The 16,759-nt window shown below is 46.1% G+C and carries 13 protein-coding genes; 8 read left to right on the forward strand and 5 right to left on the reverse strand.

Going from position 1 to position 16,759, the window contains the following annotated elements:
* Positions 1-41: 41 nt before the first annotated feature.
* Positions 42-887 (forward strand): hypothetical protein, encoded by an 846-nt coding sequence (locus tag PSE6802_RS0103525; protein ID WP_019498682.1) that lies wholly within the window; start codon positions 42-44, stop codon positions 885-887.
* Positions 888-1,019: 132 nt separating this feature from the next.
* Positions 1,020-1,859, forward strand: a complete 840-nt coding sequence (locus PSE6802_RS0103530) for a SirB1 family protein (protein WP_019498683.1) — start codon at positions 1,020-1,022, stop codon at positions 1,857-1,859.
* A gap of 10 nt (positions 1,860-1,869) precedes the next feature.
* On the opposite strand, the gene PSE6802_RS0103535 is transcribed toward PSE6802_RS0103530, so the two are convergent.
* Positions 1,870-3,495: an MBL fold metallo-hydrolase gene (locus PSE6802_RS0103535; RefSeq protein ID WP_019498684.1), complete on the reverse strand. Its 1,626-nt coding sequence runs from the start codon at positions 3,493-3,495 to the stop codon at positions 1,870-1,872.
* Between the two features lie 231 nt (positions 3,496-3,726).
* Here PSE6802_RS0103535 and PSE6802_RS35605 point away from each other — a divergent pair, with 231 nt between their 5' ends.
* The 3 genes from PSE6802_RS35605 to PSE6802_RS0103550 all read left to right on the forward strand — a co-directional run bounded on the left by PSE6802_RS35605 (position 3,727) and on the right by PSE6802_RS0103550 (position 5,616).
* Entirely contained in the window at positions 3,727-4,560 is an 834-nt protein-coding gene (locus tag PSE6802_RS35605; RefSeq protein ID WP_019498685.1) for a septal ring lytic transglycosylase RlpA family protein, read from the forward strand.
* Between the two features lie 44 nt (positions 4,561-4,604).
* Positions 4,605-5,042 (forward strand): peroxiredoxin, encoded by a 438-nt coding sequence (locus PSE6802_RS0103545; RefSeq protein ID WP_019498686.1) that lies wholly within the window; start codon positions 4,605-4,607, stop codon positions 5,040-5,042.
* Between the two features lie 121 nt (positions 5,043-5,163).
* Positions 5,164-5,616, forward strand: a complete 453-nt coding sequence (locus PSE6802_RS0103550; protein WP_019498687.1) for an acyl-CoA thioesterase — start codon at positions 5,164-5,166, stop codon at positions 5,614-5,616.
* A 234-nt stretch (positions 5,617-5,850) separates the two neighbouring features.
* On the opposite strand, the gene PSE6802_RS0103555 is transcribed toward PSE6802_RS0103550, so the two are convergent.
* Positions 5,851-6,408 (reverse strand): hypothetical protein, encoded by a 558-nt coding sequence (locus PSE6802_RS0103555; RefSeq protein WP_019498688.1) that lies wholly within the window; start codon positions 6,406-6,408, stop codon positions 5,851-5,853.
* 403 nt (positions 6,409-6,811) lie between these two features.
* Between PSE6802_RS0103555 and PSE6802_RS0103565 the strand changes: the two genes are divergently transcribed.
* The gene (locus PSE6802_RS0103565; protein ID WP_019498690.1) at positions 6,812-7,486 is read left to right on the forward strand and encodes a DUF2301 domain-containing membrane protein; all 675 of its coding nucleotides are present in this window, start codon (positions 6,812-6,814) and stop codon (positions 7,484-7,486) included.
* Between the two features lie 226 nt (positions 7,487-7,712).
* Here PSE6802_RS0103565 and PSE6802_RS30740 read toward each other — a convergent pair whose 3' ends face one another.
* The gene (locus PSE6802_RS30740) at positions 7,713-12,650 is read right to left on the reverse strand and encodes a PAS domain S-box protein (protein ID WP_019498691.1); all 4,938 of its coding nucleotides are present in this window, start codon (positions 12,648-12,650) and stop codon (positions 7,713-7,715) included.
* Positions 12,651-13,120: 470 nt separating this feature from the next.
* On the opposite strand from PSE6802_RS30740, the gene PSE6802_RS0103580 reads away from it, so the two are divergent.
* Positions 13,121-13,558, forward strand: coding sequence for a Spy/CpxP family protein refolding chaperone (locus PSE6802_RS0103580; protein WP_019498693.1), 438 nt, complete (start codon positions 13,121-13,123; stop codon positions 13,556-13,558).
* 178 nt (positions 13,559-13,736) lie between these two features.
* On the opposite strand, the gene PSE6802_RS0103585 is transcribed toward PSE6802_RS0103580, so the two are convergent.
* Entirely contained in the window at positions 13,737-15,032 is a 1,296-nt protein-coding gene (locus tag PSE6802_RS0103585; RefSeq protein WP_019498694.1) for a type IV pilus twitching motility protein PilT, read from the reverse strand.
* 343 nt (positions 15,033-15,375) lie between these two features.
* On the opposite strand from PSE6802_RS0103585, the gene map reads away from it, so the two are divergent.
* Entirely contained in the window at positions 15,376-16,230 is an 855-nt protein-coding gene (gene map / locus PSE6802_RS0103595; protein ID WP_019498696.1) for a type I methionyl aminopeptidase, read from the forward strand.
* 42 nt (positions 16,231-16,272) lie between these two features.
* Here map and PSE6802_RS0103600 read toward each other — a convergent pair whose 3' ends face one another.
* Positions 16,273-16,704: a hypothetical protein gene (locus PSE6802_RS0103600; RefSeq protein ID WP_019498697.1), complete on the reverse strand. Its 432-nt coding sequence runs from the start codon at positions 16,702-16,704 to the stop codon at positions 16,273-16,275.
* Positions 16,705-16,759 lie beyond the last annotated feature (55 nt).

A 16,759-nucleotide genomic window follows, 5' to 3' on the forward strand; every position in this document is an offset into this window, starting at 1 on the left:
AGCGTAAGATATTTAAGTTGGGCTCTAGTTGCTTCGTCTCCATGACTGTTACTAAACTGACGATCGCCGACAAACAGGAAATAGTGCGCTTGTATTGCGAAACCGAGACAACTACAACTCAGTTGTCGGAGCAGTATGGTATAAGTGCAAGTACAGTATTGAGGCTATTGCAGGAGTTTTTAGCCCCAGAGGAATACAAACAGTTGGTTAAGCAAAAACAGTCAAGATCGAAGCGAGTTATGAAAGGGCACAATTCTATAGAAGAAACCAGTCAACTGAACTTGATCGACTCAGATCTGGAGCTTATGCCCATCTATGAAGATTTACCAACCCGAGCAGCCGATTTAGATTCCGAGCGTGCCAGTACAGTAGCGAGTAGCTTAATACCAAGCGATATAGCAGATATAGAAAATATTGCGCCAGATGAATTAGCAGCAGAACTAGTTGGCGATGAGTTTGATGATGAGTCAGAGCTGCTTGATGAAGATGATGAAGACGAAGAGGAAGATGAAGATAGTGCTGAGCTAGGTGATATCACTGCTGTTCTAGACAGCGCTCATGTCAAAATCGATCCTAATCTCACTATTGCAATTCTGCCACTGGTAGAGGCAGATTTGCCCGATACCTGCTATATCGTGATTGATAAAGCCTCAGAAATTGTTGCCAGACCGTTACAAGATTTTCGGGATCTGGGCAAAATACCGCCCCACGAGCAACAGGCACTGACAGTTCCAGTATTTGATAACCATCGTATTGCCCGCAGGTTTTCCAGCCATAACCAGCGTGTAGTTAAGTTCCCTAGCGATTTAATTTACAGTACCCATAACAGATTAGCCCAGAAGGGGATTACACGAATGTTGTTTGACGGTCAAGTGTTTGCTTTGTAAAAGCTTGAGTAAAAGTTCCGGTAACAATTTTGCGAGAAATGTAAAAACCTCTCAAATTGCCAGACAACCGGCTGTTTGCGATCGCTAGATTCTTTGAACCACATAATACTGGCCCCCGACAATATGACTACCATGTCTACCTTGAGTCTATCCCCTGCCCAGCAAAAATTTTGGTATGTTTCTCGAATCCCTGACTCGGAATTAACGATCGCTCATTTAGTGGAGGCAGGTTTGGCAATATCTTGGGAAGAGTACCCAAACATCGATCTGTCTAGCTATCGTGAAGTGCTCGATCGCATGGCAGCAGATCTACAGCTAAGGATAAAAAGCATAAACTATCCTTTAAAAGCGATCGGTGAAATTAATCGCTATTTATTTGAAGAACAAAATTTCAGGGGCAATGAAAATAACTACTACGATCCGCGCAATAGCTTTTTGACAGATGTGATCTCTCGTCGCCTGGGCATTCCAATTACGCTGTCGATCGTGTACATGGCAATCGGCGATCGCATTGGTTTTCCCTTCGAAGGCGTGAGTCTACCAGGACATTTTATTATTCGACCGCAGCGTTCTGATATTGAAGTATTCATAGACCCCTTTAACAAAGGTGAGATTCTCTTTAAAGAGGACTGTGCCGCCAAGATAGCTCAAATTTACGGACAGCAGGCGGAACTGAGGCCGGAGTATCTCGAGACGGTGGGCGTGCGCCACATTTTAGAAAGGATGCTGATGAATCTCAAGCTGATCTATCTCAATCAGCAAAAGTTCCATAAAGCGTTAGCTGTGGTGGAAAAAATCCTCATGTTATGGCCGAACGAATCAAGTCAGGTACGGGATCACGGTCTATTGTGCTATCAGTTAGAGCGCTATGTCGAAGCCCGTAGCGATCTGGAGACCTATATAGCTCTCAGCCCCCACGCCCAAGACTCTCAACTGATTCAAGCCCTAATTGATGAGATGAAGCAACTGTAAAACTAAGAACTCATCTTTTAAATTTGTCGGCATCAGCCTGAAAAGCAGGACAATAACCGTCGGCATTCACCCGCAACCAGCGCAAAGGCGATTCTCGATTTTGGCAATGTTGGTCTCTGTAGAAGCGACAGTTAACGCACGATCGTACGCTAGAAGTTGCGGATAAAGTTTCCGCATTTAGTAACTCGCGTTGACTAATACCTCGAATCACCAGGTTATCTCCCTGCCACTTTGCTTCCACCAGACCTGTATCTGCGAAATTGAGCCAACGTCGATCTTCCGTAATTTCAATAGGTAAAGTCAGCATCACAGTAGAATCTAATTCCGCCAGCTCGCCTTCATAGGGAGAGAGAACTTCAGCATCTTTGCGATCGCTCCCCGCGACCGCAGCATTTAGACTGCTACCAACAGGAAGTTCTATTTTTTTGCCCGCAGAGGCGCAATGCACGTGGTAGCGGTTACTTAATTCTTCTAGATTCGCTAAATCTGAAAGGCGACTGGGGCTGCCGTGTACGAATACTACATGCTGCGGTTTGAGATTATGGATTAGTTGAGCCGTACCAGCAACATCACTATGTTCCGCTAGTAGATATGTTTGATAGATAATGCGATCTGTTTCCAAATCTACCCGTAGTGGCATCATATACTCCTCATCCGCGCAGTCAAGGACTAGCCATTGGTGTGGGGTAGATTGCAGCCAGCTATACCAATCCGTATCGCGATCGGCAAGAACAACGCTTGGCTTACCAAGATCTGTAAGATTGGTGCTGGCCAGGTGCCCGATGCGAGGGCGCACTTTGTAATCCCAAAATAGCGACTGATGCTGGGCAAAATTCTGCACGGAATTGGGCAAATAGTCCAGAATTTCTAAATATCGATCGCACCCTAGCCCCACCTGGTTGTCAACCCAAATATCGATATCTTTACCCGTGAATTGATGGTGACTGCGCAACAGCATTAGTATTTCCTGCCCCAACCCTAGTTTTGGCACGGGTAACAGGACAGAGCGCTCCGCCGCGAGCGCCTGCAAAATTGTGGCAACTAACAGATTTTCCTGTTTGCGTCGATGTGGATGCCGATCTACTCCGAAACTCCCCTCAACGATTAAGACATCCGGCATTAGACCGCGAAAATGCTCTATCGACAGTCCCTCCGTTAAGCGCGAATTAGACAGGAAAAAGTCGCCCGTGTACAGGATCGTGTATTTGCGATCGGAGGCTTCATAACTCAGCAAAAAACTAGCCGCACCGGGCAAATGACCGGAAGGCAAAATTTGCACGAACAGGTCGGGTTGAATTTGATAGGGTATGCCCCAAGCTAGAGGAACGAGAAATTCATCTGTGGGTAAATACGGTGCCGACCAGATTAAAGGTAGTAATTTGGCAGTAACCTCACTGGTGTAGATGGGCATTTCAGGCGCGATCGCATGCAAGCTTGGGATGCTGCGCCCGTGATCGTTATGGGCATGACTGCACATCAGTCCAGCCCAGCGGACGCTTTTATTCACTGCAATTAGATCGCGAAGATCCTTTAGCCCGCAATCCAGCAGCAGCCAGTATGGCCCTAACCGCACTTGCAAGCATATACCTTCACTATGCTGCCCCACCCCAAAGGGTAGACATTCTAACTCAGCCACGCATTTTGGGTATTGACGCAATACCTTAGAGCTTCATCTTAAATAATTTAATAATTAAGACCAAAACATTATACACGGGGGATTGCAGCATGTTTGCAAACCATTTATCGATCCCCAATCGATCCCCGATTTTACTTAACTATACCTCAGGGGTGATTTTTCACCCCTTTCGATCGCCTACCCTTTTAGAGAACCAAAGTAACTTTTACCTAGCAATAACTGAAGCATTTCATGGGTACTATAGCAATGATATGGGTGGCCTCAATTGGCTCTCTTTTGCCCATAAACCTTAATACGATTACATCTATTTCTTCGATCTCCTCACTAAAGTCCGCACCTGTAATCGCTAACAATATCAGCAAAATCGCGCTTGCAATTAATGAGGTTAACCCTCAAAAAATCTTTAACAAACATGCAGTTAGGGTAACTCCAACCACATTTAATGATTGGAATATTTGGGTAAATAACAAACTGATAATCAAGCTCAAAAATCCCGTAGAAGCAGGCATAATTGCTGCTCAGATCGATAAATTATTAAAGCTCCCGAACTTCGATCCCGATCGGATTCAACCCTTGCAAGAGGATGGAAAAGATGTGGTTCAGATAGCTAAGATCGGCAAGAAAGGTTTACTCAAATTTCCAAGTAAATTAGATATTTCAGGTGCGCAGCTAATTAAATTTGTAAATAACCTGCGTGTTGCTACTGGTGCAGAACCATTGCAGCTATTTGAAGTCCATGGTAGGGTCTACGAGCTTGCTTATACCAGTCAGAGAATAAAGGGTTTAGCTTCCTGGTACGGCCCATATTTTCACGGACGCATGACAGCAAATGGCGAAATATTCGATCAGCACGAGCTGACTGCAGCGCACAAAAGCTTACCGTTTAATACCCGTTTAAAGGTAACCAATCTGGATAATGGCAGATCTGTAATTGTTCGCATTAACGATCGCGGGCCATATTATGGCGATCGCATGTTAGATCTTTCAATGGCAGCCGCCGAAGAGATCGGCTCCCATAGCAGCGGAGTTGTACGGATCGAAGCTGTTGTATTGGCACAAAACTAATCGGTGTTAAAATTGTCCCTAGTAAATTAAGTACTTATACTTTTATGGCTCTATCGGTTGGCGACACAGCCCCTGCTTTCACCGCCAAAGACACGAATGGCAAAGTGACTTCCCTATCTGACTTTGCTGGTAAAACAGTGGTTCTGTACTTTTATCCGAAGGACGATACACCTGGTTGTACGAAGGAAGCTTGCAGTTTCCGCGACTCCTACGCTGAGTACAAGGGTAAAGACATTGTGGTGCTGGGGGTAAGTGCGGATGACGAATCCTCGCACCAGCAGTTCGCGGAAAAGTTTAATTTGCCGTTTCCTTTATTGGCTGATGTCGATCGCTCGATTATCAAAGCCTATGATGTCGATGGAGGCGGCTATGCCAAGCGCGTTACCTACACGATCGATCCCACAGGTACGATCTCCCATGTTTATACTTCGGTAAAAACCGAAACCCATGCCAGCGATATCCTCGCCGATTTGGGTCTGTAATAATTCTGGCGGTCATAACTCGATCGCTTGCATGACGGATAGGGGGCAGACACATAGGTCTGTCCCTGCATCATGTATGGGGTATGGTGGTTTAATGTCATGCATGAATGAACCAAATTGAATGCCATTTACTTTTTTGCGGATCGTCTGTTTTAGGGATACCGATGCGGCAGGGGTTGTGTATTTTGCCAATGTACTATCTATGTGTCATGAAGCATACGAAGCTTCTCTAGCGGCAGCAGGTATAGATCTCAAAACCTTTTTCAGCCCGACACTCCAACCAAATCCGATCGCTATTCCCATCGTCCATGCCAGCGTAGATTTTCGGCGACCCATGCATTGTGGCGATCGCCTGTCGATCGAATTATCTCCGCAACAACTAAGCGAGCATTCGTTTGCCATAGACTACGAGATTTGTGCTCAGAGCGATCGAGCAACTGATGAAATACCGAACGCACAGCGACAAGTTTTAAGTAAAGCTACAACTCGCCACACTTGCATCGATCCTGTGGCAAGATCGAAACAAGATCTACCGCCAGAAATTAAACAATGGCTGCAACGTTGGTCTGAGTAATAATGATGCCAGACTGCAAGCCTTCTATTTGTCTCATCTTAAGCGGGTTTAGATTGTCATTATTTGAAAAGAATTGACATGATTGTAACTGCGATCTATTATATTGATGGATGCAGCAGACATGTCAAGTACATGACATCCCGTTACCTTTTAAGGTCGAGGCAAGCCCGGTAAAGACGTTCTGAATACCAAAAATAAAATTTTGGCGAAGGCTCCTTAAGGAGCCTTTGTTATTCACAGCTTTGGCAATTTCTTATTTTTCAATAAATTATTAGCGATGACGAAAAAGCTGACTTTCTTTATTCTGCCTATACCTTCATATCTAGGATAAGCACTTTGTACATGTAATCTCAGCTTTTTACTTTCCTTGAATACACTGAAAACAACGAAATAATCAACCTCAATACCCTTCGAGTCTACAACTTTTGTAGTTGCAAATTTGCCATAACCTGCATGACATACTAAAGTTGTGCTCTCCCCTAGCGCTTTGATAATGTTAGGTAACTGTTTCGAGAGGTGATATCTCTCAAAATTAAAAGGTCTAGTCTCTCTTGGTGAACTATACGTCAATAGCTGTAGCTCTTCTTCAGTAAGCTCACTCGATTCTTTGGTGAAGCAGTGCAAGCTGTAGGTCACTATAAATTTGTAGGTAATTGGGTTTTTCTCATCTCTATCATCAAGATATTCAGCCCAGTGGGCATTTAGATGCGATAAATCGTAAATTACTTCCCTTAATGTAAAATTTCTCCAACATTTAATTTCTGTTACGACAGTATTAAATCTTTCACCCATGCGCGCATAATATAACTAAAATAATTGTAGTGGCGATGTATTGCCAATTCTCATTAAAAATGCTGCATAGGTTCGGTAAATTTTTTGTAGCAGACTATCGATATCTACTGTGGGGTAGCAAAAGCTAATTGCATCTAACACGCAGTTTAGCAATCTAAATGAATGCTTTGGGATTTCATGGCAGTTCAATTTAGAATGGTTACTTGCCCTATTGTTGATATAGCGGTTTTCAGATAAAAACGAGAAGGGGGTTTGGGGGTTCCCCGCTAGATCCACTGCCGTGTTCCACCCCTTCACCCCATAAACTAAACCCTTTCTCAATTGAAAAGCGCTATAAGTCTTAGTTCTTCTTTCTTTGAGTGAAAGCAAATAACCAATAATTATTATTGATGAGGCACAAGAGATGAACGCATCGAAGCAAAATAATATGGAATCGCAAGTTTATCAGGGGCAGTTTGGCGAGTTCACAATTACCGGTAGCGATCGCCGCGATGTTGTCATCTATCGAGCGGCATTGGCAGTAGCTGCACTCTGTTTTAGCAGTGGTGGCCTGCTCTTTCTGTGGCAAGCTGATGGGGTAGATGTAAATGTATTGCATTTACTGACCTGGTTGTATGGTCTATTTTGCATTGCTTTAGGGGTAGCGCTGGCAAAAATTCATATCTACTTAGCGGCTCTGCATAAAGCACTCCAGGCATTTTGGCTAATTGGGTGTATATCGTCGATCGCTCTCGTTTTTACTAATCGCGAACCTTTGGCGATCGCTGTCTACCAAAATCCCACGATGCTTTTGGGCATAGGGTTCACGTTTGCAGCGCTCACGGGAATTTATTTTAAGGAAGCATTTTGCTTCAATCGCTCTGAAACCAAGATTCTCACCGTCCTCGTACCATTCTTGCTGCTAGGACATATGAGCGGGATGCTTTCAGTAACTTGGGAACGCATACTCTTAGCCACCTGGATCGCTCTATTTTTGGTCTTTGCTTTCCGTAAAGTAATTCAGGCAATTCCACCAGATATTGGCGATAAATCGGTTTTCGCCTACTTGAAGGAACAAAAAAACTCGGTTGCGACCTAATCCAAAGGAAACCTCAGCAGATCTGGAACGATCAATAATATAGCCATGGACAGATCTGTTAGGACAGGGGGTGTGGGGGCTGTGCCCCCACGCAGGGGTTTCACCCCTGCACCCCGTCCTAAGCCTGTTGGCTATACTATATATGCTAATTGTCGCTTCAATCTCCAGATCGTCTTGGAGATGTCGTTTGGGAGTTTTGCCATAAATACAGTTTGTGGAAATCGCCTTATGGGATCTGGGCAAAGTTACAACCTTCTCCTACAAAGGCTTGCACGTAGTTGAGGGATTCTTCTAGCTTTGTCAATAAAGCATCAGGGTTGTCTAGTGCCTGCTGACGAGCTTGTTGTTCTAAGGACTCCGCAGGGATTTTCATGCTTGCAATCCCCAGGCTAGCACTAGAACCTTTAATCAAATGAGCCTCCTGTTCGATCTTGGTGTAGTCATTAGCAGCGATCGCAGCTTTTAGCGCCTCAAAATGGAGTGGAATCGTCTCAACAAACGCCTGAAGCAATTCTTTTTGAAATTCCTCATTACTGCCAGAGACTAGATCGAGATAATTCCTATCGATCGTTATCTGCGCCCTATCGACAGGAACTCCTTCTTGTGCTAAGGCAACAAGCACAGGTTCTTCGATATGCTCCTCTATCTCTATGCCATTTGCCCCGTCAGAAATATTGCCTGACAAGATTGTCGTTTCCCATTCTGCCAGCTTAGCCGCTAACTCCTCTTTGCGGATAGGCTTGCTGAGGTAGTCATTCATGCCAGCTTCAAGGCATCTGACCCTATCCTCTTTCATCGCATTAGCCGTCATTGCCACAATTACAATATTTGACTGCGGACGATCTAGTTGACGGATTTGACGTGTAGTTTCGTACCCATCTAACTCTGGCATTTGGCAGTCCATCAAAATCAAGTCATAATTAATGCGATCGAGTGCTGCTAATACCTCTTGCCCATTGGCCGCGATATCAGCTTTGTAGCCTAGATTTCTCAACTGATTGATGGCAACTTTTTGATTAGTTAAGCTGTCTTCAGCCAGCAAAATTTTAAGGTTGGATATGTTTCTAGTCGTTTGGGGCGATCGCGCCACAGGCTTTACCCGATCTTCCGTGACAAGTGCTGCGGAGTCTGAAAGTAAGTGCTTCAGGCAATCTTGCAGGCGCGATCGTTTGACAGGTTTCAGGAGATAGGCGGAGAAACCAAGCTTCCGCCAATGTTCGATCGCTCCTCTCTGTTGTAGCGAAGCCATCATTACGAGTTCGATCGACTGTAACTGTGGGTCAGATTTAATTTGAGCGCTTAGCGTTTCGCCATCCATATCGGGCATATGCATGTCGAGGATAGCAAGATCGTAGGGATGACCTGAATCCGCTGCTTCGCGCAGGCGAGCAAAAGCTTCAGAGACATTATTGGCGATATCCACTTGCATTTGCCAATTTGATAGCTGATAGTGCAAAATCTGACAGTTGGTGTGACTGTCATCCACCACCAGAACTCTCTTATCTTTGAGTTCTACTTCACTAAGTTTGGGATCGCCTAAATCTTGCTGAACTGGTTGCTTGCCCAATGGAACAGCAAACCAGAACCTTGAACCTTGACCTAAAGCGCTCTCAATTCCGATCTGTCCGCCCATCAGTTCGACTATCTGCTTGCAGATGGCTAACCCCAGGCCAGTGCCGCCATACTTGCGGGTCGTAGAAGCATCCACCTGGATAAATGGCTGAAACAACTTTTGTTGGGCAACGGGCGAAATCCCAATGCCAGTATCCTGCACAGAGAACTCAACTATGGCAACATCCGCCGCCTCTGTCTGTAATTTGGCGCTAATTACCACCTCACCCGCAGCAGTAAATTTGATAGCATTGCTAACCAGATTAACAATCACCTGACGCAGTCTGCCAATATCCCCCCTAACTCCCAATGGCACCTCGTGATAAATTATCGTATGTAATTCTAAGCCCTTAGCTTGAGCCGTATTAGCCAGCATATCCGCGACTTCGTCAATGCAGGCGTTCAAGTCAAAATCAAGTACGTCCAATTCCATCTCGCCTGCTTCGAGCTTGGAGAAGTCAAGAATCTCATTGATTAGAGTTAAGAGATTCTCTCCGCTACCTCTAATCGTTTCTGCAAAGTCACGTTGTTCTGAGTTAAGAGCTGTATCCAGGAGTAACCCAGTCATCCCCAGGACTGCATTCATAGGAGTGCGGATTTCATGGCTCATGGTAGCAAGGAAAGCGCTTTTCATCTTTGTTGCCGCTTCGGCCTCACGGCGTGCCTGTTCTAACTCCATGTTTTGCCGCGCTAGTTGCTGGCGACGTTGGATTTCCTGCTCCAGCAGGCTAGCTTGATCGAGTGCAATGCTAACCTGGGTAGCCAGTTGACTGAGAATATCGATCTCAAAGCTACGCCAGTGACGCGGGTTAGAACATTGATGCACGATCAGTAACCCCCACAAAACATCACCTTCTAAAATTGGCACGACCAAATAAGCCTTTACCTGAAAGCGATCGAGCAGGTCTCGATAGCAGGGAGAAAGGTTAGTTTGCGCAACATCATCGATCGCTACTTTTTTCCCCCGTTGATATTTTTGCCAGGCTCCCTCATGAAAGCAAGTATCTTTAACATTTGCTTCTAACGCAGATGTCAGGCCACTGCCAACAGATTCCACGACCGCTCGACCATTCCATTCGGAATCGAATTGATAGACAAGTACGCGATCTGCTTGCAGGAATCGGCGTACCTCTGTCACCGTAGTGTTCAGGATCTCTGGAATGTCAAGGGATTGACGAATGCGCAGCGTAATCGCGGACAATAATACAGATCTCCAGTTTTGCATCCGCATTTCGTTCTCAGCTTGCTTGCGTTCTCTGATATCGCGTACGACCGTGGCCATACAGATTGGTTCTTTAGTTTTCGGATCTTCTACCAGAAAAGCAGTTTGCTGCACGTCGATCGATTCACCAGTTTTAAAGTGCTGGATCTGCATTTCACCTTCCCAAAATCCTTTTCGCCTGATTGCAGGTAAAACCTGTTCGACAAACTTTTCTTGCATATTTCTAGGCAGGTAGGCTGCAATTTCTGTGGGAATCTCAGTTGTATTATCCAATCCTACTAAATTACATCCTGCCGTATTCAGGAAAGTCACTTCCCCATCCAGAGATGCCATGGAAATAAAGTCTTTGCTATTTTGAATGAGAGAGACAAATTTCTGCCGCTCTGATTCAGCTAATACGCGTTGAGTGATGTCATAGAGCGTACCAGATACGCCAGTGACAGTCTCATTTTCATCCCAGGTTAGGCGCACTTGAACTTCAAACCAGCGAATTTCCCCAGTTTGAGCTAGGAAGCGAATTTGATGGCGGAATTCGTATCCTTCTTGTTCGACAAAGGATTTAAAGCAAGCGAAAACAATAGGACGATCTTCAGGATGGATGTAGTTAAAGAGTTTATTGCCAAGAGTCTCAATCAAAGAAAAGCCCAGAATCTCTGTCCAAGCAGGATTGAGAAATGTCCAGTTGCCTTCTAGATCGGTTTGAAAGATGACCTCTTTTACACTATCGACAACCGAGCGATACTTCCGCTCGCTCAGTTTGAGCGCTTTTTCCGAGTGCCTGCGCTCGGTGATATCCTGCCCAGTACCGATAATATACTCGATCGCCCCATCTCGATCGAGCAGTACTGCATTTGACCAGGCGATCAAGCGGCGATCGCCCTTGTTAGTTACCCAATAGGTTTCATAGGAATTGGGAAAATCACCTGGCTTGAGATTAGAAAATACAACCTTGACTGAATCGGCTTCTTCAGGCAGTAAAAGCACATCCCAGAAGTATTTATGCCGCACCTGGGCAAACGTATAACCTGTAGTGAGCTCGCAGTTACGATTGAAGCGGACAATTCTGCCTTTCAGGTCGAGTACGACTACCAAAGAAGCTGCTGCATCCAGGACAGTAGCAGTAAAATCGCGCTCCTGCTCTAGATGGTTCTCAGTTGCCTGTCTCTTGATAACTTCTTTATATGTGAGATAGAAAACTCCTACTAATATGCCAAACTCTAAGATCAAGCCAGCTAACGATTTAATAACTGCCTCATTATTCTCTTTAACAATACTACTTTCCCAGGCAATCAGCTCGCGTTCCTCTGCTGCGTATGTTTGAGCTATTTGTTGGCGCATAAAAACGGCTGAAGATCTCAGGTCGTAAATTGCCAACTTTTGCCTCGCTGCTTCCAAACCGCGCGTTTGTTTAAGTACGACCAGGTTTTGGATCTCAGCGTCCAGTTCCGAAATTAACCGTGTGAGATTGCCGATCGCGCCCTTTTGTTGTGCAATGGCTGCTGTGTTTTGTTCTAGCGCCTGAGTAGTTTGTCGGATTTTAGCAACAAGCTGTTTGTAATCGTGTAGCAGATCTTCTCGTCCGTCCAAAACATAGCGATGTCTGAGCAAGTCGGCCTCCCTCAAATTTTGGAGAACGCTATCGATCTGCTCCAAAGTTTTATGCTTGTTTTGAAATTTGAGGGATGTGTCTGCCAAATCAACAAGGTTGCGATAAGCAAAAAAACTGACGGCAGCAAAGACTGACGTAGCAAGCCCAATCCCCACGGCAATTTTAGCTAGGAAACGGGAATTTTTTTGGGGAGAATACTCCCGTTTGAGCGCCGTGCGATCCAGTTCCGAAAGATCCCGACGCTGTGCCAACCGATATGCGATCTGGTGTGCTAGTAGCTTCAGCGAGTTAATTTGTTCCGGAGTTAGTTCCCTTGGAACGCGATCGATTACACAAAGCGTTCCTAAGGCATGACTGTCACTCGTGACTAGCGGTACGCCAGCATAAAAACGAATATGTGGGTTGCCAGTAACGAGGGGATTATTGGCAAAGCGCCGATCTTGCCATGTATCAGGAATGATAAAAACATCGGACTCCAGAATGGCATGAGCGCAGAAAGCAATATCTCTTGGCATTTCCGTTGCTTCTAAACCGACTCTGGACTTAAACCATTGTCGATCGCGATCGATCAAACTCACCAAAGCGATCGGGGTTTGGCAAATGGAGGCAGCAAGTTTGGTAATATCATCAAAACCATCCTCGGGAGCGGTATCCAGAATCCTGCACCGTAACAGGGACGCTAGTCGCTCGGATTCATTGTTAGGTTTAGGTGCAGAAGTCATAGCCAGTCTTAGTTTCTTAGCTATTTATACGCATGGCCTTAGAATTCCCCAAGGCTATTAGCTATAACTATAGCTACAGCCAGCCAGATCTAACACAGAGTGCAGAGGTAGCCCCCTGCGCGAGCGCACAGCCCCGCCCCCCTGAACTAGCACATATCTGTCTGTGGCTATAGATCTTATAGCGGTTTTCAGATCGGAAAGAGTAGGGGGGTTGGGGGCGTTGCCCCCAAGAAGGGGTTCACCCCTTCACCCCGTCCCCAAAAACTGTTCTCAATTGAAAAACGCTATAACTATTAGCAAAATTAACATTTACAAACCTGATTATGGCAGATCTAACAATGCGATCGCTACTACTGCGATCGAGATCGCTTGCCTACGGAGAATTCGCAATTAATATGAACCTTTGAAAGTTTACTAGTGTCTAAATCTAACGTAAGCATTCACGCATACTCCAGATAGGAACTTAAACTATGTTTCGTAATTTCAACCGTGGTTTGGCAATCGCAATTTTATCGGTAGCGGCGGCGGGGGTTGCTATCCCCACTATCGTTGCGGCTCAATCTTCGCCTTCACCTACGTCTCCATCGCTAACCAAGCCGCAGCGACGCGGTGGCATGTGGGAGCAACTCAATCTCTCCGAGGCCCAAAAGCAACAACTTAAGACAGTGCACGATAACGCCAAAAAGGAGATTGAAAGCGTACTGACAGAAGAGCAACGTGCTAAACTCGCTGAGACCAGACAATCGGGCAATCGTAAGGGGGCATGGCGATCGCTCAATCTCACAACCGATCAAAAGCAGAAAATTAGCGACATTCGCAAGCGTTCTAAGGAACAAAGCCTGGCGATCTTGACTTCAGAACAACGCACTCAACTAGAACAGATGAGAGCGAACCGCCAACCCAAATAATCTCAGCGTCAACGAACTCCATTCAGAGTTCGTATTCCTTCAGAAGGATACGAACTCTATCCAGTACACCAACACAAAAGTTTTGGAGGGGGGTAGAGGGGGTGAAACCCCCTTCTGGGGGCAAAGCCCCCATTCCCCCATGTTGCAAAATTTATGATTTGCAACGCTAGATTATCGCCTACACTCTACCTCGCAGCATTTGCGCCATTTCATTCGGTCTGGGTGAGTTTTCCACCGCCGTTTCCTCCGTAATGCGACCGTCCTCGTACAGCTTGTAGAGCGATTGATTCATCGAGCACATACCATCAAAGGTGCTCTTGGGAATAATCGCTTCAATTTCATCTACTTCAGCCCGCTTGATGTAGTCTCTAATCGCGTCGGTGTTAATCATGATTTCATGCACCGCCGCTCGCTTTCCATCGGTCGTACGTACGAGGGTTTGAGCAATAACCGCTACCAATGTTTCAGCTAATTGATCGCGCATCGGACCCTGTTGATCTGGCTCGTAGAGATTGAGAATACGCTCGATAGTCTTGATCGCGCTGTTGGTGTGCAAAGTGCCAAATACTAAGTGTCCGGTTTGCCCCGCTTTGAGTGCCGTGTTCACCGTTTCCTTGTCCCGCATTTCCCCAATCAGAATGATATCGGGGTCTTCCCGCAAAGAAGCCTTGAGCGCATTGTCAAACTTGTGGGTGTGAATGCCAACTTCGCGTTGCTTGATGAGGGCTTTCTTACTTTGATGTACGAATTCAATTGGATCTTCAATCGAGATGAGATGCTTTGGCATTTCCGTATTAATAAAGTCAACCATCGCAGCTAGAGTAGTTGACTTACCGGAGCCAGTCGGCCCAGTTACTAAAATTAAACCCTTGTGCGTGTAGCACAACTCCCGAAATACTTCTGGCAAACCCAATTGCTCGATCGTCAACATTTTCAGCGGAATAATCCGCATTACCATGGCTGGACCTCTCAGGGTTTGGAAAACGTTAATCCGACAGCGGGCAAATTCATATTGGGTCGCGCCGTCAAACTCAAGCGTGTCCTTAAAGTGTTGAATTTGCTTGTCATCCATCACTTCAGCCAGCCACGAGAAAAATGTGGCTTCATCGGGAACTGGATAATTGTCTTGAATTACCATCAACCCCCGCAAGCGGAATCGTACCTGCTCGTTGGCACCAAGGTGAAGGTCAGAGCATCCTTGCTCAAAGGCATCCTTGACTAACTGCGCTAGCGAGGGTTGCCCAGCATGTCGTGGGTTGACATGGGGCACCTGTAAAGATGGCGGTGGCCCCGGACGCACAGCAGCACGAGGTAGTGGCGTTGCTGGTGACATGGCATTCTGCGGACTCTGCTGCCTGGTGTTAGCATTTTGGGTACTTTGCTGCCTAGTAGGATTTTGCGTACTTGGTTGTCTACTAGTGCTGGCATCCAATTTAGTAGACTGGGGCTGCGCGGGTGGTGGAATGGGTGTCATAGTAAAGATTCTCTGTACGTACGGTTGGGATCCTACCTGGTGCAACTTGTGGTTGGAGAGGCAGGCTAGATTGAGTTATAGGATAACCTTCAGTATTTTATAGCCGTAGACAGATCGGTTATTACAGGGGGGTGGGGGCTACGCCCCCACGCAGGGGTGTGGAACCCCTGCACCCCATCCTAAGCCTATTGGCTATAGCTATAAGTTCGCTTTAATATTGGCTAACCTTAACTGGTTAGTGCGAGCAACTAAATCTGAGGTTACCCAAAAAATAACCATTTCTGTTACTTGATAGGTTAGAAATATATTAGCCGTAGTAGAATCTATAACCAAAACCGAATTCATGAACATTCTTTCCGCTCTGCGATCGCAGTCCAGCCAGTCTAAGCAGGACAAGTCCGCAACTGCTACCCAGTCGGGTCCCAGACCATCTAAAGGTATTGAGCTTAAATCTAAACGCGAAGTGGATCTGATGCGGGAGTCCTCGGCGATCGTCGCCACTGTCCTGAAAGAGATCTCTGAAATCATTGAGCCTGGCATGACTACCCTCGATCTAGATGCTTATGCTGAGAAGCGCATTCGCGAGATGGGAGCGGTTCCGAGTTTTAAGGGCTACCACGGTTTTCCAGCCAGTATTTGTGCCAGTGTCAATCAGGAGGTGGTTCACGGTATCCCCAGTGCTAAGCGCGTCATTAAGGCTGGCGATATCGTCAAAATCGATACGGGTGCGTATAAAAATGGCTTTCACGGCGATTCTTGCATCACCATTGCCGTGCCGCCCGTGAGCGATCGCGCTGCCAAGCTAGTGCAAGTAGCGGAAGAAGCACTATTTAAAGGGATTGCTCAGGTCAAAGCGGGTAAATATTTATTAGATATAGCTGGCGCGATTCAAGATCACGTCGTAGCGCATGGCTTTACTGTCGTGGAAGATTTTACCGGGCATGGGGTCGGGCGCAATCTGCATGAAGAACCTTCCGTGTTTAACTTCCGCACCCACCAGCTACCAAATGTAAGATTGCGAGCGGGGATGACCCTAGCGATCGAGCCAATTATAAATATGGGTTCTAAGAACGTGCGGATTCTGCGCGATAAGTGGACGGCAGTAACCGTTGATAACCAGCTATCCGCCCAGTTCGAGCATACGGTACTGGTCACAGAAGATGGCTACGAGATCCTCACCGATCGCAGTAAAGTCTAGAAACTAAATTGCCTCAGGCTTTACCTGAGGCGATCTAGTTTCTTAATTATTGCGTTGCGCGGCTTCCTCTAGTCTCGTGATGATGCTACTCAAATATTTATTAGTGACGACAGGTGCTCGGGCGGGAATTGAGTCCAGGTTGGGGAAACAGCCAAGGTCGTGACAGGGGCAAACTGGTATGTCTCGCGGCCCCGCACTTAAACAGGGAACCAGCATATCGCAACGGGCGCAGACAATCGTTTCCCACTCTGGGCGCAGCAAATCTTGCACGTTTTCATTAGTACCTTCTAGGTAAACATCCCCCGAACCAGGATCGGACATTTCAGCCCAGAGGCGCTCGAATTCGTCAGAGTAACCTTCCCCCTTAATAACGCGATCGATCGCCACCAATCTATTTTGGTTGCTGATGAAAACACGCTTGCCCATTTGCAACCACTGGGCAAAGTATTTTTTTACCACGTCATAATTAGACATATAGAGTGCTTAGATCGATTAGATCGATTGATAATTAAGTCACTTGAAATAAGTG

This window comes from Pseudanabaena sp. PCC 6802 (genome assembly GCF_000332175.1).
Classification (GTDB): Bacteria; Cyanobacteriota; Cyanobacteriia; order Pseudanabaenales; family Pseudanabaenaceae; genus PCC-6802.

Coding starts and splice junctions, on each gene's coding strand:
- map (WP_019498696.1), top strand. CDS start 15,376: ATGAACATTCTTTCCGCTCTGCGATCGCAGTCCAGCCAGTCTAAGCAG.
- PSE6802_RS0103585 (WP_019498694.1), bottom strand. CDS start 15,032: ATGACACCCATTCCACCACCCGCGCAGCCCCAGTCTACTAAATTGGAT.
- PSE6802_RS0103530 (WP_019498683.1), top strand. CDS start 1,020: ATGTCTACCTTGAGTCTATCCCCTGCCCAGCAAAAATTTTGGTATGTT.
- PSE6802_RS35605 (WP_019498685.1), top strand. CDS start 3,727: ATGGGTACTATAGCAATGATATGGGTGGCCTCAATTGGCTCTCTTTTG.
- PSE6802_RS0103550 (WP_019498687.1), top strand. CDS start 5,164: ATGCCATTTACTTTTTTGCGGATCGTCTGTTTTAGGGATACCGATGCG.
- PSE6802_RS0103580 (WP_019498693.1), top strand. CDS start 13,121: ATGTTTCGTAATTTCAACCGTGGTTTGGCAATCGCAATTTTATCGGTA.
- PSE6802_RS0103525 (WP_019498682.1), top strand. CDS start 42: ATGACTGTTACTAAACTGACGATCGCCGACAAACAGGAAATAGTGCGC.
- PSE6802_RS0103565 (WP_019498690.1), top strand. CDS start 6,812: ATGAACGCATCGAAGCAAAATAATATGGAATCGCAAGTTTATCAGGGG.
- PSE6802_RS0103555 (WP_019498688.1), bottom strand. CDS start 6,408: ATGGGTGAAAGATTTAATACTGTCGTAACAGAAATTAAATGTTGGAGA.
- PSE6802_RS0103545 (WP_019498686.1), top strand. CDS start 4,605: ATGGCTCTATCGGTTGGCGACACAGCCCCTGCTTTCACCGCCAAAGAC.
- PSE6802_RS30740 (WP_019498691.1), bottom strand. CDS start 12,650: ATGACTTCTGCACCTAAACCTAACAATGAATCCGAGCGACTAGCGTCC.
- PSE6802_RS0103600 (WP_019498697.1), bottom strand. CDS start 16,704: ATGTCTAATTATGACGTGGTAAAAAAATACTTTGCCCAGTGGTTGCAA.